Origin of the sequence: Mycolicibacter virginiensis (assembly GCF_022374935.2) — a bacterium.
Lineage (GTDB): Bacteria > Actinomycetota > Actinomycetes > Mycobacteriales > Mycobacteriaceae > Mycobacterium > Mycobacterium virginiense.
Genome location: NZ_CP092430.2, coordinates 1,604,505 through 1,620,415 on the forward strand (window position 1 = coordinate 1,604,505; position 15,911 = coordinate 1,620,415).

The 15,911-nt window shown below is 67.2% G+C and carries 14 protein-coding genes; 7 read left to right on the forward strand and 7 right to left on the reverse strand.

The features are described from left to right. Nucleotides 1-50: 50 nt before the first annotated feature. The 5 genes from MJO54_RS07875 (at nt 51) to MJO54_RS07895 (ending at nt 8,544) form a co-directional block, all read left to right on the forward strand. Complete coding sequence (locus tag MJO54_RS07875; protein ID WP_192830596.1) at nt 51-842, forward strand: LppX_LprAFG lipoprotein; 792 nt, start codon at nt 51-53, stop codon at nt 840-842. 148 nt (nt 843-990) lie between these two features. Continuing rightward, nucleotides 991-1,455, forward strand: coding sequence for a single-stranded DNA-binding protein (locus MJO54_RS07880; RefSeq protein WP_240175775.1), 465 nt, complete (start codon nt 991-993; stop codon nt 1,453-1,455). An 80-nt stretch (nt 1,456-1,535) separates the two neighbouring features. Next, nucleotides 1,536-3,209 (forward strand): energy-dependent translational throttle protein EttA, encoded by a 1,674-nt coding sequence (ettA, locus tag MJO54_RS07885; RefSeq protein ID WP_064888941.1) that lies wholly within the window; start codon nt 1,536-1,538, stop codon nt 3,207-3,209. Nucleotides 3,210-3,262: 53 nt separating this feature from the next. Continuing rightward, nucleotides 3,263-8,107, forward strand: coding sequence for an NAD-glutamate dehydrogenase (locus MJO54_RS07890; protein ID WP_046284336.1), 4,845 nt, complete (start codon nt 3,263-3,265; stop codon nt 8,105-8,107). Continuing rightward, nucleotides 8,104-8,544, forward strand: coding sequence for an acyl-CoA thioesterase (locus MJO54_RS07895; RefSeq protein ID WP_046284337.1), 441 nt, complete (start codon nt 8,104-8,106; stop codon nt 8,542-8,544). The genes MJO54_RS07890 and MJO54_RS07895 overlap by 4 nt, the downstream gene beginning before the upstream one ends. 17 nt (nt 8,545-8,561) lie before the next feature. Here the strand turns inward: MJO54_RS07895 and MJO54_RS07900 are convergent, their stop codons facing one another. Then, nucleotides 8,562-9,113, reverse strand: a complete 552-nt coding sequence (locus tag MJO54_RS07900; RefSeq protein ID WP_046284338.1) for a TetR/AcrR family transcriptional regulator — start codon at nt 9,111-9,113, stop codon at nt 8,562-8,564. A gap of 112 nt (nt 9,114-9,225) precedes the next feature. Between MJO54_RS07900 and MJO54_RS07905 the strand changes: the two genes are divergently transcribed. Further along, nucleotides 9,226-10,068 carry an alpha/beta fold hydrolase gene (locus tag MJO54_RS07905; RefSeq protein WP_046284339.1) on the forward strand — a complete coding sequence of 281 codons (843 nt, stop codon included), beginning with the start codon at nt 9,226-9,228 and terminating at the stop codon, nt 10,066-10,068. Between the two features lie 13 nt (nt 10,069-10,081). Here MJO54_RS07905 and MJO54_RS07910 read toward each other — a convergent pair whose 3' ends face one another. Continuing rightward, a complete protein-coding gene (locus tag MJO54_RS07910) occupies nt 10,082-11,668 on the reverse strand; it encodes a glycoside hydrolase family 13 protein (protein WP_046284340.1) in 1,587 nt (528 codons plus the stop codon). Beyond that, nucleotides 11,668-12,066, reverse strand: a complete 399-nt coding sequence (locus MJO54_RS07915; protein ID WP_046284341.1) for a globin — start codon at nt 12,064-12,066, stop codon at nt 11,668-11,670. Before MJO54_RS07915 ends, MJO54_RS07910 begins: the two co-directional genes overlap by 1 nt. 135 nt (nt 12,067-12,201) lie before the next feature. On the opposite strand from MJO54_RS07915, the gene MJO54_RS07920 reads away from it, so the two are divergent. Then, nucleotides 12,202-12,843 carry an HNH endonuclease gene (locus MJO54_RS07920; RefSeq protein WP_046284342.1) on the forward strand — a complete coding sequence of 214 codons (642 nt, stop codon included), beginning with the start codon at nt 12,202-12,204 and terminating at the stop codon, nt 12,841-12,843. Nucleotides 12,844-12,846: 3 nt separating this feature from the next. Here MJO54_RS07920 and MJO54_RS07925 read toward each other — a convergent pair whose 3' ends face one another. From MJO54_RS07925 to MJO54_RS07940, 4 genes are read right to left on the reverse strand one after another with little or no spacing between them, the layout of a single operon-like run. Then, nucleotides 12,847-13,272 carry a hypothetical protein gene (locus MJO54_RS07925; RefSeq protein WP_046284361.1) on the reverse strand — a complete coding sequence of 142 codons (426 nt, stop codon included), beginning with the start codon at nt 13,270-13,272 and terminating at the stop codon, nt 12,847-12,849. Between the two features lie 33 nt (nt 13,273-13,305). Beyond that, the gene (locus tag MJO54_RS07930) at nt 13,306-14,301 is read right to left on the reverse strand and encodes a carbon-nitrogen hydrolase family protein (protein ID WP_046284343.1); all 996 of its coding nucleotides are present in this window, start codon (nt 14,299-14,301) and stop codon (nt 13,306-13,308) included. Nucleotides 14,302-14,303: 2 nt separating this feature from the next. After that, nucleotides 14,304-14,720 carry a RidA family protein gene (locus MJO54_RS07935; RefSeq protein ID WP_052741185.1) on the reverse strand — a complete coding sequence of 139 codons (417 nt, stop codon included), beginning with the start codon at nt 14,718-14,720 and terminating at the stop codon, nt 14,304-14,306. 15 nt (nt 14,721-14,735) lie between these two features. Further along, nucleotides 14,736-15,644, reverse strand: coding sequence for an MOSC domain-containing protein (locus tag MJO54_RS07940; RefSeq protein WP_052741186.1), 909 nt, complete (start codon nt 15,642-15,644; stop codon nt 14,736-14,738). Nucleotides 15,645-15,911 lie beyond the last annotated feature (267 nt).

Below are 15,911 nucleotides of genomic sequence, written 5' to 3' on the forward strand. Positions count from 1 at the left end.
TGGCACCGCAAGAGCTGCCAGGCGGGGCGGTGGCCTCTACGATGGCGGGCATGCGCAGGCTCCCGGGCGTCCTGACCGTGGTCAGCGTCGCCGCTGCCCTGGTCGCCGGTTGCTCATCCGACTCCCCAACGGTCCCGGCGGATGCGTCGTCAACCGTCGTTGCGACCACGCCGCCAACCTCGTCGGCACAAGCATCCACGGTGGCGCCGTCGCCCACTTCGCCGAAGAAGTCCAGCGAGCCCCTGCCGGACGCCGCGGCGATCCTCAAGGAGTCCAGCGCCACCACTGCGGAGCTCGACAGCGTGCGCCTGTCGCTGGCGGTGACCGGCAGCATCGAGAACATGCCGGTCACAGCGCTCGACGGGGACGTGACCCAGCAGCCCGACCCGGCGGCGAAGGGCTACGCCAAGATCGCCTACCGGGGCGCGCCGGCCTATGTCGCGTTCGTCGTGTTCGGCGGCGACTTCTACGTGTCGCAGGGGAACGGCCGCTGGGTCGACTACGGTCCGGCCGCCAAGTTCTATGACGCGGCCAGCATCCTGAGCCCCGACACCGGGCTGGCCGGCCTGCTGACCGATTTCGTCGATCCCGAGGTCGAGGGGCGCGAGACGATCGATGACGTACACACCGTGCGGATCAGCGGCGAGGTATCGGCCGACGCGGCGAAGAAGATCGTGCCGCAACTGCAGGCCACCAAACGGACCGCGTGCACGGTGTGGATCGAGGAGACCGGCGACCACCACCTGGTTGCGCTGAAGCTCGCCTCCGGCGACGACGACGCCGTGGCGATCACCTTCTCGAATTGGAATGCGCCGGTGACCATCGGCAGGCCGCGGGTGTAACCGCCCGGGTTATCCCCAGTGCGCTGTTCTTCCACAGCTGCCCTCGCGTGGCCCGGTCGGCCCGGCTTTTTTGTCGGGCCCGCCCGGCCCAATGGGTGCAGCACCGGCGAGCTTGTCAGGCCCGCCGCAACCAGGAAGGAAACATCTAATGTTCGAGACAACGCTGACCGTGATCGGCAACATCGTCAACGACCCGATCCGGCGCCGGGTGGGCGAGTACGAACTGATCAAGTTCCGGGTCGCCAGCAACTCACGCAAGCGTGCTGCCGACGGCAGTTGGGAGACCGGCAACTCGCTGTTCGTGACGGTCAACTGCTGGGACCGGTTGGTCACCGGGGTGGGCGCGTCGCTGAGCAAGGGATTGCCGGTGATCGTGGTCGGCCACGTCTTCACCAGCGAGTATGAGGACAAGGACGGGGTCCGCCGTTCGTCGGTGGAGCTGCGCGCCACCGCGGTGGGCCCCGATCTGGCCCGGTGCGCGGCCCGGGTGGAGAAGATCATCGCCGCCGGCCCGGACATCCCGCCGGCTGCTGCCCACGCCGAGGAGGCCGACGACCCGGATTCCGCCGAGGACGACACCGACGCCGATGAGGGGATGGCGCTTACCGCCTGAGCGCAGCCGACAGTGGTGCCGGGGCACCCCCTAGGATGGTTGGCGAGCAAATTCGCGAGACCAGGAGGCGACACCCCGGCATGGCTGAGTTCATCTACACGATGAAGAAGGTGCGCAAAGCACACGGCGACAAAGTCATCCTCGACGACGTCACGCTGAACTTCCTGCCCGGCGCCAAGATCGGTGTCGTCGGCCCCAACGGTGCGGGTAAGTCCAGCGTCCTGCGGATCATGGCTGGGCTGGACAAGGCGAACAACGGCGACGCTTTCCTGGCGCCCGGCGCCACGGTCGGCATCCTGTTGCAGGAGCCGCCGCTGGACGAGACCAAGACCGTCCGGGAGAACGTCGAAGAGGGTGTGCCGATCAAGGCCAAGCTCAATCGGTACAACGAGGTCGCCGAGCTGATGGCCACCGACTACACCGACGAGCTGATGGAGGAGATGGGCAAGCTGCAGGAGGAGCTTGACGCCGCCGACGCCTGGGACATCGACTCGCAGCTCGAACAGGCGATGGACGCGCTGCGCTGCCCGCCGGCCGACGAGCCCGTCACCCACCTCTCCGGTGGCGAGCGCCGGCGGGTGGCGCTGTGCAAGCTGCTGCTGAGCAAGCCTGACCTGCTGCTCCTGGACGAGCCGACCAACCACCTCGACGCCGAGAGCGTGCTGTGGCTCGAGCAGCACCTGGCCTCCTACCCGGGCGCCATCCTCGCGGTCACCCACGACCGTTACTTCCTCGACAACGTCGCCGAGTGGATCCTGGAGCTCGACCGCGGCCGCGCCTACCCCTACGAGGGCAACTACTCCACCTACCTGGAGAAGAAGGCCGACCGCCTCGAGGTGCAGGGCAAGAAGGACCAGAAGCTGCAGAAGCGGCTCAAGGACGAACTCGCCTGGGTGCGCTCGGGTGCCAAGGCCCGCCAAGCCAAGAACAAGGCCCGCCTGCAGCGCTACGAGGAAATGGTTGTCGAGGCGGAGAAGACCCGCAAGCTTGACTTCGAGGAAATCCAGATCCCGGTCGGCCCGCGGTTGGGCAACACCGTCGTCGAGGTGGAACACCTGGACAAGGGTTTTGAGTCGCGCCAGCTGATCAAGGACCTGTCGTTCACGCTGCCGCGCAACGGCATCGTCGGCGTGATCGGCCCCAACGGCGTCGGCAAGACGACGCTGTTCAAGACGATCGTCGGTCTGGAAGAGCCGGACAGCGGCACGGTCAAGGTAGGCGAGACGGTCAAGTTGAGCTACGTCGACCAGAACCGCGCCGGCATCGACCCGAAGAAGACGGTCTGGGAAGTGGTCTCTGACGGCTTGGACTACATCGAGGTCGGGCAGACCGAGATCCCGTCCCGGGCCTACGTTTCGGCGTTCGGTTTCAAGGGCCCCGATCAGCAGAAGCCCGCGGGCGTGCTCTCCGGTGGTGAGCGCAACCGGCTGAATCTGGCGTTGACCCTCAAGCAGGGCGGCAACCTGATCCTGCTCGACGAACCGACCAACGACCTGGATGTCGAAACACTCGGCTCACTGGAGAACGCCCTCGAGCAGTTCCCCGGCTGCGCCGTGGTCATCAGCCACGACCGCTGGTTCCTCGACCGCACCTGCACCCACATCCTGGCGTGGGAGGGTGACGACGACAACGAGGCCAAGTGGTTCTGGTTCGAGGGCAACTTCGGTGCCTACGAGGAGAACAAGGTGCAGCGACTCGGTGCCGAAGCGGCGCGTCCGCATCGAGTGACCCACCGCAGGCTCACCCGCGACTAATGTGAGTCCGGTAGCCGTGCTGCCGGAGCTGACACACAGTCGGGAGGGGTGGGATGACGAAGTCCACCAAGGAAGCGACCGCGTGGACAACATTTCCCGATCCCTCTGAGCCGCAAGGCATTCCTGCCTGGGTCTCGACCGCCTACGTCGAGACTTATCGTGGGTCGCACAGCGACTCTTTGGTCGACGACGAACCGTCGGGTGGCACCGATCCGGCGAGCCGGGCCGCCGCCACCGCTGTCGTGACGCCGGCGCTACTGGCCGCGCACGCCCGGCTGGCGCAGGACCGGCGTGCCGGTGAGACCCGGGTTGCGGTGTATCCCGCCGACGATCCGGCCGGGTTCGGGCCGGCGCTGCAGGTGGTCACCGAGCACGGCGGCATGCTGATGGACTCGGTGGCGGTGCTGCTGCACCGGCTTGGGGTGGCCTACGTCGGGATCATGACGCCGGTGTTCACCGTGCAGCGCGATGCGGCCGGGGAACTGCGCTCGGTGGAACCGAGATCCGCCGACGGCTCCGCGGGGGCCGAGGCCTGGATTCACGTCCAGCTCTCACCCACGGTCAACCGCAACACCCTCGCCGAGACCGAACGCCTGCTGCCCGATGTCATGGCCGACGTCCGTCAGGTCGCCATCGATTCCGCGGCGATGCGCGAAGCGCTCAACGAGCTTGCCGCCGACGTCGAAGCCAATGCGCAGGGCCACTACACCGCACCGGACCGCCACGATGTCGCCGCTCTGCTGCAGTGGCTGGCCGACGGGCGCTTTGTGCTGCTGGGTTACCAGAGCGGCGTGGTGCGCGACGGGCAGGTTCACATCGAAGACGCCGCCCGGCTGGGCGTTTTGCGCCTGCGTAAGTCCTTGCGGCCCAGGCTCACCGGCAATAATCTGCTGACCTTGGCGCAAGCCACCGTGCCCAGCTACATGCGGTTCAGTTCGCACACCTATGTGGTGGTGATACGCGAGGACACCGGCGACAGCATCGTCGCGCACCGTTTCGTCGGGCTGTTCACCGCCGGAGCGATGAACGCCGACGTCTTCGAGATCCCGGTCATCTCGCACACCGTCCGCCACGCCCTGGCGTTGGCGGAGCAGGAGCCCGGCCACCCCGGGCAGCTGCTGCTCGACATCATCCAAACCGTCCCGCGGTCAGAGCTTTTCGCGATCGATGCCCAGCAGTTGCTGAACATGGCGATGGCGGTGTCCGACCTGGGTGCGCGGCGCGGAACCCTGCTGTTCCTGCGCGGCGACCGGACCGGTCGCTTCGTGTCCTGCCTGGTGTACCTGCCGCGCGATCGCTACACGACCCCGGTGCGGTTGCACATGGAGGACATCCTGATCCAGGAGTTCGGTGGGGTAGGGCTGGAGTACAGCGCCCGTGTCAGCGAAGCGCCCTGGGCGCTGCTGCATTTCATGGTCCGGATGTCCGACGATCCCGATGCCCGGCCGGTCGACACCGGCGAGGCCAACCGGGTCCGGATCCAGGCGCTGCTGGCCGAGGCCACCCGCACCTGGGGGGACCGACTGCTCGAGACGGCGGCGCAAGACTCCATTGACGCCGAGGTGGCCGAACACTATGCGGTCGCCTTCGACGAGATCTACAAGCAGGCCGTCACTCCGGCGGAGGCGGTCGGCGACATCGCGATCATCGAGCGATTGACCGCCGACTCAGTGAAATTGGTGTTCTCCGACTACGGCGAGGTCACCGGAAGTCAGTTGGCCTGGTTTCTCGGCGGGCACGGTGCGTCGCTGAGCCACCTGCTGCCGATGCTGCAGTGCATGGGAGTGGCGGTCCTCGAAGAGCGGCCGTTCACCGTCACCCGCGCCGACGGCCTGCAGGTGTGGATCTACAAGTTCAAGGTGTCCGCACACCCCACCATCGAGATCCCGGCGAGCGGCGCCGAGCGCGTCGACGCCGAACAACGATTCGCCGACGGCGTCACCGCGATCTGGGAGGGCCGCGTCGAGCCCGACCGATTCAACGAGCTGGTGCTGCGCGCCGGACTGAACTGGCAACAGGTGGTGGTGCTGCGCGGCTACGCCAAATACCTGCGCCAGGCCCGATTCCCCTACAGCGAGAACCACATCGCCTCGGTGCTCAACGACTATCCGAGCATCGCGCGGGCCCTGGTGGCACTGTTCGAGGCGCTCTTCGATCCGTCGCGCACGCAGCGCAACCGGGACGCGCAGGCGGCCGCCGCTGAGGTCGCGGCGGGCATCGACGCGGTGGTGAGCCTGGACACCGACCGGGTGCTGCGTGCGTTCGCCTCCCTGATTCAAGCCACCCTGCGCACCAATTACTTTGTCACCCGCGACGATTCGGCTCGCGCACGTAACGTGCTGGCGCTCAAGCTGGATGCCGGCCTGATCGACGAGTTGCCGCTGCCCCGGCCGAAGTTCGAGATCTTCGTCTACTCACCCCGGGTCGAGGGCGTGCACCTGCGGTTCGGTTTCGTCTCGCGCGGCGGGCTGCGCTGGTCGGACCGCCGCGAGGACTACCGCACCGAGATCCTCGGGCTGGTCAAGGCCCAAGAGGTCAAGAACGCCGTCATCGTCCCGACAGGGGCCAAAGGCGGGTTCGTGGTCAAACACCCGCCGACCCCCACCGGTAACCCGGTAGCCGACCGGGAGGCGGCCCGCGACGAAGGGATCGCCTGCTACACGCTGTTCATCTCTGGGCTGCTCGACGTCACTGACAACGTCGACCACGCCACCGGCGCGGTCAGCGCGCCGCCGCAGGTCGTGCGCCGCGACGGCGACGACGCGTACCTGGTGGTGGCCGCCGACAAGGGAACCGCCAGCTTCTCCGACATCGCCAACGGCGTGGCGCAGTCCTACGGCTACTGGCTGGGTGACGCGTTCGCGTCCGGCGGGTCGGTCGGCTACGACCACAAGGAGATGGGCATCACCGCCAAGGGTGCCTGGGAGTCGGTCAAGCGGCACTTCCGGGAGATGGGCATCGATACCCAGACCCAGGATTTCAGCGTCGTCGGGGTCGGAGACATGAGCGGCGACGTGTTCGGCAACGGCATGCTGCGCAGCGAACACATCCGGCTGCTGGCAGCTTTCGACCATCGGCACATCTTCCTCGATCCCGACCCCGATCCCGCCCGGTCCTTCGCGGAGCGTCAGCGGATGTTCGACCTGCCCCGATCAAGTTGGGACGACTACGACAAGTCGCTGATCAGCGCTGGAGGCGGCGTCTACGCACGGGACCTGAAGTCGGTGCCGGTCAGTCCGCAGGTCGCCGCCGTGCTGGGCCTCGATGAGGACGTCACCGAGCTCACCCCGCCGGTGCTGATCCGGGCGATCCTGCGGGCGCCCGTGGACCTGCTGTTCAACGGCGGCATCGGCACCTACGTCAAAGCCGAATCCGAATCCGACGCCGAAGTGGGCGACCGTGCCAACGATCAGGTCCGGGTCAATGGAAACCAGGTGCGCGCCAAGGTGATCGGCGAAGGCGGAAACCTCGGCGTCACGCCGCTGGGCCGTGTCGAGTTCGACCTTGCCGGGGGCCGTATCAACACCGATGCCCTGGACAACTCCGCCGGCGTCGACTGCTCCGACCACGAGGTCAACATCAAGATCCTGATTGACGCCCTGGTGACCGTCGGCAAGGTCGACGCCGCCGACCGGCCGGAGTTGCTGGCGTCGATGACCGACGAAGTCAGCGCACTGGTCTTGGCGGACAACACCGCCCAGAACGATCTGATGGGCACCAGCCGGGCCAACGCCGCGAGCCTGCTGCCGGTGCACGCCGACCAGATCCGCCACCTGGTGGCCGACCGCGGGCTCAACCGTGCCCTGGAGGCGCTGCCCTCGGAGAAGGAGATCGCCCGGCGCGCCGAGGCCGGACTGGGTCTGGCCTCACCGGAATTGGCCACCCTGATGGCACACGTCAAGCTGACGCTGAAAGCGGCGGTGCTGGCCACCGACCTACCCGAACAGGATGTGTTCGCCGCCCGGCTGCCGCAGTACTTCCCGCAGGTACTGCAACAGCGCTTCGGCCCCGAGATCCGCCAGCATCAACTGCGCCGCGAAATCGTCACCACCATGCTGATCAACGACGTGGTGGACACCGCGGGCATCACCTACGCCTTCCGGATCACCGAGGACGCGGGCGTCGAGCTGATCGACGCGGTGCGCGCCTATGTCGCGACCGATGCCATCTTCGGGGTCGGCGACCTGTGGCACCGGATCCGCGCTGCCGGTGAGCAGGACGGTCTGCCGGTCGCGGTGACCGACCGGATGACGCTGGACCTGCGGCGGCTCATCGACCGGGCCGGCCGGTGGCTGCTCAACTACCGCCCCCAGCCGCTGGCGGTGGGCGCCGAGATCAATCGGTTCGCCGAGCAGGTCGCCGCGCTGTCACCGCGGATGTCGGAATGGCTGCGCGGCGACGACGCCGACATCGTCGCCAAACACATCGGCGAGTTCGAGGCGCAGGGCGTGCCGCACGGCCTGGCTTCCGACGTCGCCCTGGGCCTCTACCGTTACAGCCTGCTCGACATCATCGACGTCGCCGACATCACCGAACGCGACGCCGACGAGGTCGCCGACACCTACTTCGCGCTGATGGATCGGTTGGGCACCGACGGGCTGCTGACCGCGGTCGCCCAGCTCCCGCGCGACGACCGCTGGCATGCCTTGGCGCGGTTGGCGATCCGTGACGACATCTACAATTCGGTGCGGTCGCTGTGCCTGGACGTGCTGGCGGTCGGAGAACCGGACGAGGACGGGATGCAGAAAATCACCGAATGGGAGTCGACCAACGCCTCACGCGTGGAGCGGGCGCGGCGCACGCTGACCCAGATCTACGAATCCGACCAACGGGATCTGGCGACCCTGTCGGTGGCGGCGCGGCAGATCCGCAGCATGACGCGCGGCGCGGCGTCATGAGTCCGGCAGCAGAATCCACCGGAGAGCCGGTGGGCTTTGTGGCAGCGGTTCCGGTGCGCTGGTCGGACATCGACATGTACCAGCACGTGAACCACGCGACCATGGTCACGATGCTCGAAGAGGCGCGAGTGCCCTTCCTGTCGCCGGCGTTCGCAGTCGACATCACTAGCGTCGGCCTGCTGATCGCCGAGGTCAAAGTCGCCTACAAGGGACAACTGCGGCTGACCGACTCACCGTTGCAGGTGACGATGTGGGTGTCTCGGCTGCGCACGGTGGACTTCACCATCGGCTACGAGGTGCGCTCGGTGCACGCGGCCCCGGATTCACGGCCTGCCGTGATCGCTGAGACGCAGTTGGCCACGTTCAGCATCGACGAGCAGAAGCTGGTGCGGCTGTCCGCGGACCATCGCGCCTACCTGGAGAAATTCATTCGCTGAGCGCCTGACGCTCCTGATCAGCCCTCGGTGAGCATGGCGTCGAGTAGTCGCTGAATGACGAGGCTCACGTCGGCGCGCGTCTGCTCGGGGTCGTCGGCTGTCGCGATCACCATCGCTGCTTCGTCGAGCGCGCCGATCAACACGTGGGCGAGCGCGCGGACCGGCTGGTGCGAGAGTTGTCCGGCCCTCATCGCTTCGCTGAGCAGCTGCTCGGTCATGCCCAGGCTGTAGCGCTGGGCCACGTCGCGAAAGCCGTCCCAACCCAGGACGTTGGGGGCATCGAGCAGGACGAGCTGGCGCACCTCGGGATCCTCGGCGACCACCAGCCAGTTTTCCGCGGCCGCCCGTAGCGCGGCGGCGGGGGTGGTTGCCGCGGAGGCGGCCACCGCTTCGCCGAGTCGCGCCATCACGTCGGCTTCCACGGACTCCACGACAGCCAAAAAAAGCGCTGCCTTGTCCGGGAATTGGTGGTACATCGCGCCCCGGGTCACGCCGGCGGCCTCCGCGATCTCGGGGGTCCCCACGGCCGCGTAGCCACGCGCACCCCACAGTCTGCGGGCCGCGCTCATCAGGGCAGCACGGGTGGCGGCGGAACGCTCGGCTTGCGTCCGACGCTTGATTTCCGTACAGGCTGTCGGTAAGTTATCGGCAGGTTGCACGTAACTATGTTAGGAGCTTCCAATGCCCACCGTTGACATTGACGCCGGAACAATCCACTACGACACCGCGGGCCCGCAGGATGGCCGCCCGGTGCTGTTCGTCCACGGCTACGCCATGGGTGCCTCGCTATGGGGGCCACTGAGCGCCCGCCTGGCAGCGCGAGGTCTCCGCTGCATCGCCCCGAATTGGCCGCTCGGCGCGCATCCGACGGCGTTGCGGTCCGGCGCTGACAGAACCCTGCCCGGGATCGCCGCCATGGTCGACGCATTCATGGGCGCACTCGGCCTCGAGGACGTGGTGTTGGTCGGCAATGACACCGGAGGCCTGATCAGCCAGCTGGTCGCGGTCAACCACCCGGACCGGCTGGGGGCGCTGGTGCTGACCAGTTGCGATGCCTTCGAGCATTTCCCGCCGCCCATCATCAATCCGTTCATTGTGGCTGCGAAGACCGCCATCACCTTCCGTGTTGCGCTACAACCGATGCGGCTGCGCGCGGTTCGTCATTACGCCTACGGAAAGCTGGCGCACCGCGATATCCATGACCTGGTGCGTGAGTGGGTCAGGCCCGCGCTGCGGGATGCCGGCGTCGCCGAGGACCTCCGCCTGCTCACCAAGTCGCTCAACCAGCAGACCTCCCTGGATGCGGGGTCGCGACTTCACGCGTTCACCAAGCCGGCTCTGGTCACCTGGTCCGCCGACGATCTGTTCTTTCCCGTCGAGGACGGTAGGGGTCTCGCAAGTACGCTGACCAACTCCCGCTTCGAACTCATCGACGGCGCGCGCACCTACTCGATGATCGATCAGCCGGACCGGCTGGCAGATCTGGTCGCCGAATTCGCCGGTGCCGCAACCGCTCGGCGGTGACCTGACTTCCCGATCAGACCAACCACGCGGCGGCGTTGGGCGGCAAGAGTCCCTCGGCAACTGGGGTGCTGGACAGAATCAACCGGCCCTCCGGCAGGTCCGCCGGGCTGTTCCCGGCGTTGAGCACACACACCAGTCCAGCGCGCCGAAAGACCAGCAGCCCCGCCGGTGCGTCCAGCCAATCGATCGGCGATCCCGCGAGCTCGTTTCGGCTCCTGCGAATTTCGAGGGCCTGCCGGTACAGCGACAGCGTCGAGCTGCGGTCGCTGCGTTGTCCCTCGACAGTCAGGTGTGCCCAGTCCGGCGGCATCGGCAGCCAGGTGTCGGGGTTGTCGGAGAATCCGAACGCCGGTGCGTCGCCGGACCAGGGCAGCGGCACCCGGCAGCCGTCGCGACCGCGTTCGGTGTGGCCCGAGCGCTCCCACACCGGGTCCTGCAGGGCTGAGTCGGGCAGCTCGACGTTGGGCAGGCCCAGCTCTTGGCCGTTGTAGACGAACACCGCGCCGGGCAGGGCCAACAACACCAGGGCCATAGCCCTGGCCCGGTCCAGCCCGACGGTCCCGCCGCCGTAGCGGGTGACTGCCCGCTCGACGTCGTGGTTCTCCAGGGCCCAGGTGGCGCTGGCGCCCACCAACCCCACCGCGGCCAGCGAATTGTCGATTGCACCGCGGATCTCTTGGGCATCGAAATCGGCTTGCAGCAGCCGGAAGTTGAAGGCCAGGTGCAGTTCGTCGGGCCGTAGGTACTCGGCGAACTGATCGTTGTCGTGCACCCAGACTTCGCCGACGCTCACCGCGTCCGGATAGTCATCCATGACCCGGCGAATCGCCCGGTGAATCGGGTGGACGCCGGGCCGGTTGAAACGCGGGTCGTCGTCCTGGTGGGCCAGCAGCTTCACATCGGTGACCGGCATGTCCGGCAGACCGGCCGGCTTGGCCATGCCGTGCGAGACATCGATACGGAAGCCGTCCACGCCGCGGTCCAGCCAGAACCGCAGAGTTCGCTCGAAATCGGCGAACACCTCGGGGTTGTCCCAGTTCAGATCCGGCTGTGACACATCGAACAGATGCAGGTACCACTGGCCCGGGCCGTCGGGTTCGGTGACCCGCGTCCAGGCCGGGCCGCCGAACACTGACACCCAGTTGTTGGGCGGCAGCTGGCCGCCGGGTCCGCGCCCGTCGCGGAAGAAGTAGCGGTCGCGCGCGAGACTGCCCGGCTTGGCGGCCAGTGCCTCGACGAACCACGGGTGCGCCGAACTGGTGTGGTTGGGCACCAGGTCCATCGTCAGCTTGAGTCCCCGCTGGTGCGCAGCGGCCACCAGCCGATCCAGTGCCGCGAGGTCGCCGAAGAGCGGATCGATATCACGCGGATTCGCCACGTCGTAGCCATGGTCGGCCATCGGCGACACCGTCACCGGGTTGAGCCAGATCGCGTCGACGCCGATTTCGCGCAGGTAGTCCAGGTGTGCGGTCACTCCGTCCAGGTCCCCGACCCCGTCACCGTTGCTGTCCGCGAACGAGCGGGGATACACCTGGTAGAAGACACTGTCAGCCCACCACGGGGTCTGGCCGGGGCGGTCAGGGTTTTCGCTGGCGCCCATCAGATCGGCGCGTTGACCAGGAAGTCGGCCGCCGAATGCAGGTACTGCAGCAGTTCGCCGCGGTGTGCGTCGTCGAGGGTGTCCCTGTCGATCTCGTCGATGGCCGCCACCATGCAGCGCAGCCACGCATCGCGCTGCATCGGGCCGATCCGGTAGGGGATATGGCGCATCCGCAGGCGCGGGTGTCCACGAAGCTCGGTGTAGGTGCGCGGCCCGCCCCAGTACTGCTCGAGGAACATCCGCAATCGTTCCTCGGCGCCGGCCATGTCGTCGGCGGGGTACATCGGGCGCAGGATCGGGTCCTGAGCGACCAGTTGATAAAACCGCGACACGATGGCGTGGAAGGTCTCCGCACCGCCGACGGCGTCATAAAACGAGGGTTCTTCTATCGGCTGCATCGCCCCCCATTGTGGGGCATCGCCGGTGACTGCCGGTGAACACACAGCAAATAGGCGTGCGACCAGCGCCGAATCATGGTGAACTGTTCGGCGGAGGTCAATGGTGCGACATCTAAACCGGCTGCAAGACCGGATATGAAACGTCGGGGCCACCGCACCCCCGGTGCCCCACCGGCGAGCCTGAGCGGGCTTGCCACCGCCCCATGCCTGCATTCGGTCGCCACTTCCGGCGCTGGGACCAGCAATGAAGCCGCATCGATCTGGACTCGTCGGCGGGTATTGCTGCTGAACTCCACCTTCGAGCCGTTGACGGCGCTGTCGCTGCGGCGTGCCGTGGTCATGCTGATCTGCGGTAAAGCCGACATCGTGCACGACGATCCGGCCGGCCCGGTCATCCACTCGGCGACCCGGTCGGTGCCGGTGCCCTCGGTGATCCGGCTGCGGAACTACGTTCGGGTGCCGTACCGGGCCCGGATTCCGTTGACCCGGGCTGCACTGATGCACCGCGACCAGCACAGCTGTGCTTACTGCGGCGGCAAGGCCGACACCGTCGACCACGTGGTGCCGCGCAGCCGCGGCGGCGACCACTCCTGGGAGAACTGTGTGGCCGCCTGCTCGACCTGCAATCACCGCAAGGCGGACCGATTGCTGGCCGAGATCGGCTGGACGCTGCGGTTGGTGCCCACCTCGCCCAAGGGCCAGCATTGGCGGCTGCTGGCGGTGATCCACGATCTCGATCCGGTGTGGATGCGTTACCTCGGCGAAGGGGCTGCCTGAACGTTAGCCTCGGCCGAGCCAACCGGCGACGAATCCGGCGAGCAGCACGCCAAACCCGCCCATCTCGCCGACGATCAGCAGCACCATCGACACGTGCAGCCCCGTAGAGGGGTGCTCGAACTGGTTGGTGGTATCTTGCAGGGCGCCGTGCGCGATGTAGCTGGCTATGGCGGCCAGGAAGTAGAACACGACCACCATGGCGGCGGTCAGATTCACCCAGGTCGGCCAGGCGCTGAGCTCGACGAAAACCGCCAGCAGCAGGGTGGCGAAGGAATACAGCAGCGCGGCGCGGTGTGCGATGTCGACGTAGGGATGGGCGTGGCGCTCCGGCCGGGTGACCATCTGCCGGTATTTCCAGATGCCCAGTCCCAGGGCAAGCAGGAAGGTCAGGCCTGCCGTCAGCAGGGTGATCAGCGTGTCGGTGCCCAGTGCTGCGCCGGTCCAACTCACGGTGGTGCCTCCTCAGACGTTCTGTGCGACGTTGTGCCGATAGACGTGGCGCCGATACCAGCGCCGCCCATGCCAGCGTTGGTAATGCCACACCGCGGTGGGCAGCGTTCCGCGGCGATGTAGCCAGAAGCCGGCCGGCGGCGCGAGTCGAGCCGGCTGGCTGCCCGGCGTGATCTCTGCGAGCACGACCCCTTCGCCTTGATCGGCGTGGCGTTCCGCGAGGACGGTGCCGTCCGCGCTGGCGATCAGCGTGGTGCCTTCGAAACGGCCGCGGTACCGAAGCGGCAGCCAGGGCATCGCGCAGGTCAATGTGCCGGCATGGGCGGCGTGCACCACCGGGGCGCCGACATACTGGGCGAACGCCGCCGCCGCCTGGCGCGCGGTGCCGGCGTTATTGCGTTCGAGACGGTCGAACAGGACGTGGGGCGACCAGCGGGGGATTGACCACCAGCCCGACCCGGTCATCACCAGATCCACCCGGCCGCGCAGCCGGTGCACCGTCTGTGTGCGCATCAGCTCCCAGCACACCGCGGCCCCGACCGTGTGTTCGCCTGCCGTGAGCACCCCGTCGTCGTCGCCGTTGGTGTAGAACGCGTTCTCCCACATTGTGGGCAGATCCTTGTCGTGGCGGCCCACCACGCCGGGCTCATGCGGCGGTCCCAGCTTCGGCTCTCCTTCGTCGAGCCTCGCTGAACCGCCGTCAGAATCTGCGAGCAGATAGGCGTTGCGGACGTGGCCGTCGGGATCGCGGCACAGGAAGGATCCACCGACCAGCGCGCGGTGCCGGCGGGCCAGTGTGGTGAGTAGTTCGGTGGCCGCACCGCCGGGTGGTAGCGCCGCCGTGGCCAGCGCCGGCTCGAATCCGATACCGGTGGTGAAGAACTCCGGCAGGGCGATGATCCTGGCGCCGGCGCGGCCCGCCTCATCGGCCAGCCGTTCACACGCGGCAAGGTTGGCCGGAACGTCGCCGAGTATCGCCTCCAGTTGGACGGCTGCAGCAAGAACCATGGTCATCGCCTTTCCGGAACGACGGCGCAGCCCTGGACCTCGAGCAACGTCTGCGGCAGGGACAGCCGTGCGACTCCGATCGAGGTGAGTGCCGGTCGGTGTTCTCCCACCCATGGTGCATAAACGCGGGCCAGCGCGGCCGACAAGTCGTCGATCGCGGTGCTGTAGACGGTCAGGCTCACGATCTGTGTCCGGTCGGAGCCGACCGCGGCCAGCATGGCGTCCAGTTTGTCCAGAATGAAGGTCAGCTGGCCGGCGACATCAGCCGCCGGGACGCTGATCCCATTGGTGTCAGCCTGTGCTGCAACGATTCCCGACCAGTGCACCAGTCCTGCAGTGATCACCAGTTGCGAGATTCCCAACGCGTCGAACATGGCCGGCGGCAGGTAGCCGACGTCGGGCGTGAGCCGCTGAATCATGGTTGTCCTCCTTGCCTAGTTGCTGCTTGACTCGAATCGCACCGGGTCGCCCACACGAACCGGTCCCGTGGCCGTCACGGTGGCGTACACCCCGGCGCATGCCAGCCGCCCGAAATCTCCGATGGACTTGCTGTTGTGTTTGGCGATGGTTCGCAGGGTCGCCCGGTCCAGGGGCACGTCCTTGCCGTGCGCGAGCGTGGACATCACACATCGCGGCGTGCATAAGTCGACGCTGGCTGAGACCGCCGCTCCGATGGTGAGCCGTCCGCCGACCCAGGCGTCTTCGACGAGGCCGGGTGCTGGGGTGTCGATGACCATCGTGGGCCGGTAACGGCGAGGGTTGAATCTCGCGGTGGGTTCCAGTCGCTGAAAGTGGTTGAGCGTTGAGGTCGTTATGAAATGCAGTGGTGTCAGGTCGAAGAACCTGTTGGCTTGCAGCGGGCCGTAGGTCAAGACCTCGTCGCCGTCGGAGTTCGTGGTGGTGTGGCTGTACACGCCCTCCTTGGGCAAACCGGTCGCGGCGTCCCAGACCAACTCGGTCTTGGCGTCGCTGGGAACGGCCTCCGCTAGGCGTACCGTGCGGCCGAGGTAGCGCGACATAGCGTCATCGAGGTCGGTGCCGACGTTGCGGTGAGCTTGTCCGTCGGGGAAGACGACTTCCAGGGTGGGCAACGGTTGTCCGGGCCGTGGCTCGTCGACGTAATAGGCCCGACAGGCCAGCAGGCTGCCGTACTTGCGCGGATTTTTCGCGTTGCACAGATTGCCGGTCTCGACATCGATGAAGGCGTACCGGTGATCCCCGAGACTGCCATGCATGTCGACGTAGGTGTCGGTGATGCTTCGGCCGCCGACCGATTTGATGGGGAAGCGGAAGATGGTCTTGATGCGGCCGACCACGCTGTCGGCGCGCAATTCGTCGTTCATGGGACTCCCACTGGCAGGACCCCTGCGGCCCGACGGCGCGCCTACCTCGCGAAGGAAGAAGGCGTTGCCGCACGACAGCAACGGGTGATTGTGCGATCTCCGAGGCCCGTGGGCCTCCCATGACTGCCGGGGCAGCCCTTCCTCACGCTGACTGCCAGTGCGAAGGTATGGCGCCACCATAATCGATGCCCGTTCAGCACCGGCGAGGTGGCCCTGTCGCACCGATGCTCGGTCGCTCGCCCCGCGGCGGCGCCCCATCGGGCCGGG

What these genes read in the sequence shown, in the direction of transcription:
- MJO54_RS07875 (WP_192830596.1), top strand. Translation starts at nt 51, where the DNA reads ATGCGCAGGCTCCCGGGCGTCCTGACCGTGGTCAGCGTCGCCGCTGCC.
- MJO54_RS07880 (WP_240175775.1), top strand. Translation starts at nt 991, where the DNA reads ATGTTCGAGACAACGCTGACCGTGATCGGCAACATCGTCAACGACCCG.
- ettA (WP_064888941.1), top strand. Translation starts at nt 1,536, where the DNA reads ATGGCTGAGTTCATCTACACGATGAAGAAGGTGCGCAAAGCACACGGC.
- MJO54_RS07890 (WP_046284336.1), top strand. Translation starts at nt 3,263, where the DNA reads ATGACGAAGTCCACCAAGGAAGCGACCGCGTGGACAACATTTCCCGAT.
- MJO54_RS07895 (WP_046284337.1), top strand. Translation starts at nt 8,104, where the DNA reads ATGAGTCCGGCAGCAGAATCCACCGGAGAGCCGGTGGGCTTTGTGGCA.
- MJO54_RS07900 (WP_046284338.1), bottom strand. Translation starts at nt 9,113, where the DNA reads ATGAGCGCGGCCCGCAGACTGTGGGGTGCGCGTGGCTACGCGGCCGTG.
- MJO54_RS07905 (WP_046284339.1), top strand. Translation starts at nt 9,226, where the DNA reads ATGCCCACCGTTGACATTGACGCCGGAACAATCCACTACGACACCGCG.
- MJO54_RS07910 (WP_046284340.1), bottom strand. Translation starts at nt 11,668, where the DNA reads ATGGGCGCCAGCGAAAACCCTGACCGCCCCGGCCAGACCCCGTGGTGG.
- MJO54_RS07915 (WP_046284341.1), bottom strand. Translation starts at nt 12,066, where the DNA reads ATGCAGCCGATAGAAGAACCCTCGTTTTATGACGCCGTCGGCGGTGCG.
- MJO54_RS07920 (WP_046284342.1), top strand. Translation starts at nt 12,202, where the DNA reads ATGAAACGTCGGGGCCACCGCACCCCCGGTGCCCCACCGGCGAGCCTG.
- MJO54_RS07930 (WP_046284343.1), bottom strand. Translation starts at nt 14,301, where the DNA reads ATGGTTCTTGCTGCAGCCGTCCAACTGGAGGCGATACTCGGCGACGTT.
- MJO54_RS07935 (WP_052741185.1), bottom strand. Translation starts at nt 14,720, where the DNA reads ATGATTCAGCGGCTCACGCCCGACGTCGGCTACCTGCCGCCGGCCATG.
- MJO54_RS07940 (WP_052741186.1), bottom strand. Translation starts at nt 15,644, where the DNA reads ATGAACGACGAATTGCGCGCCGACAGCGTGGTCGGCCGCATCAAGACC.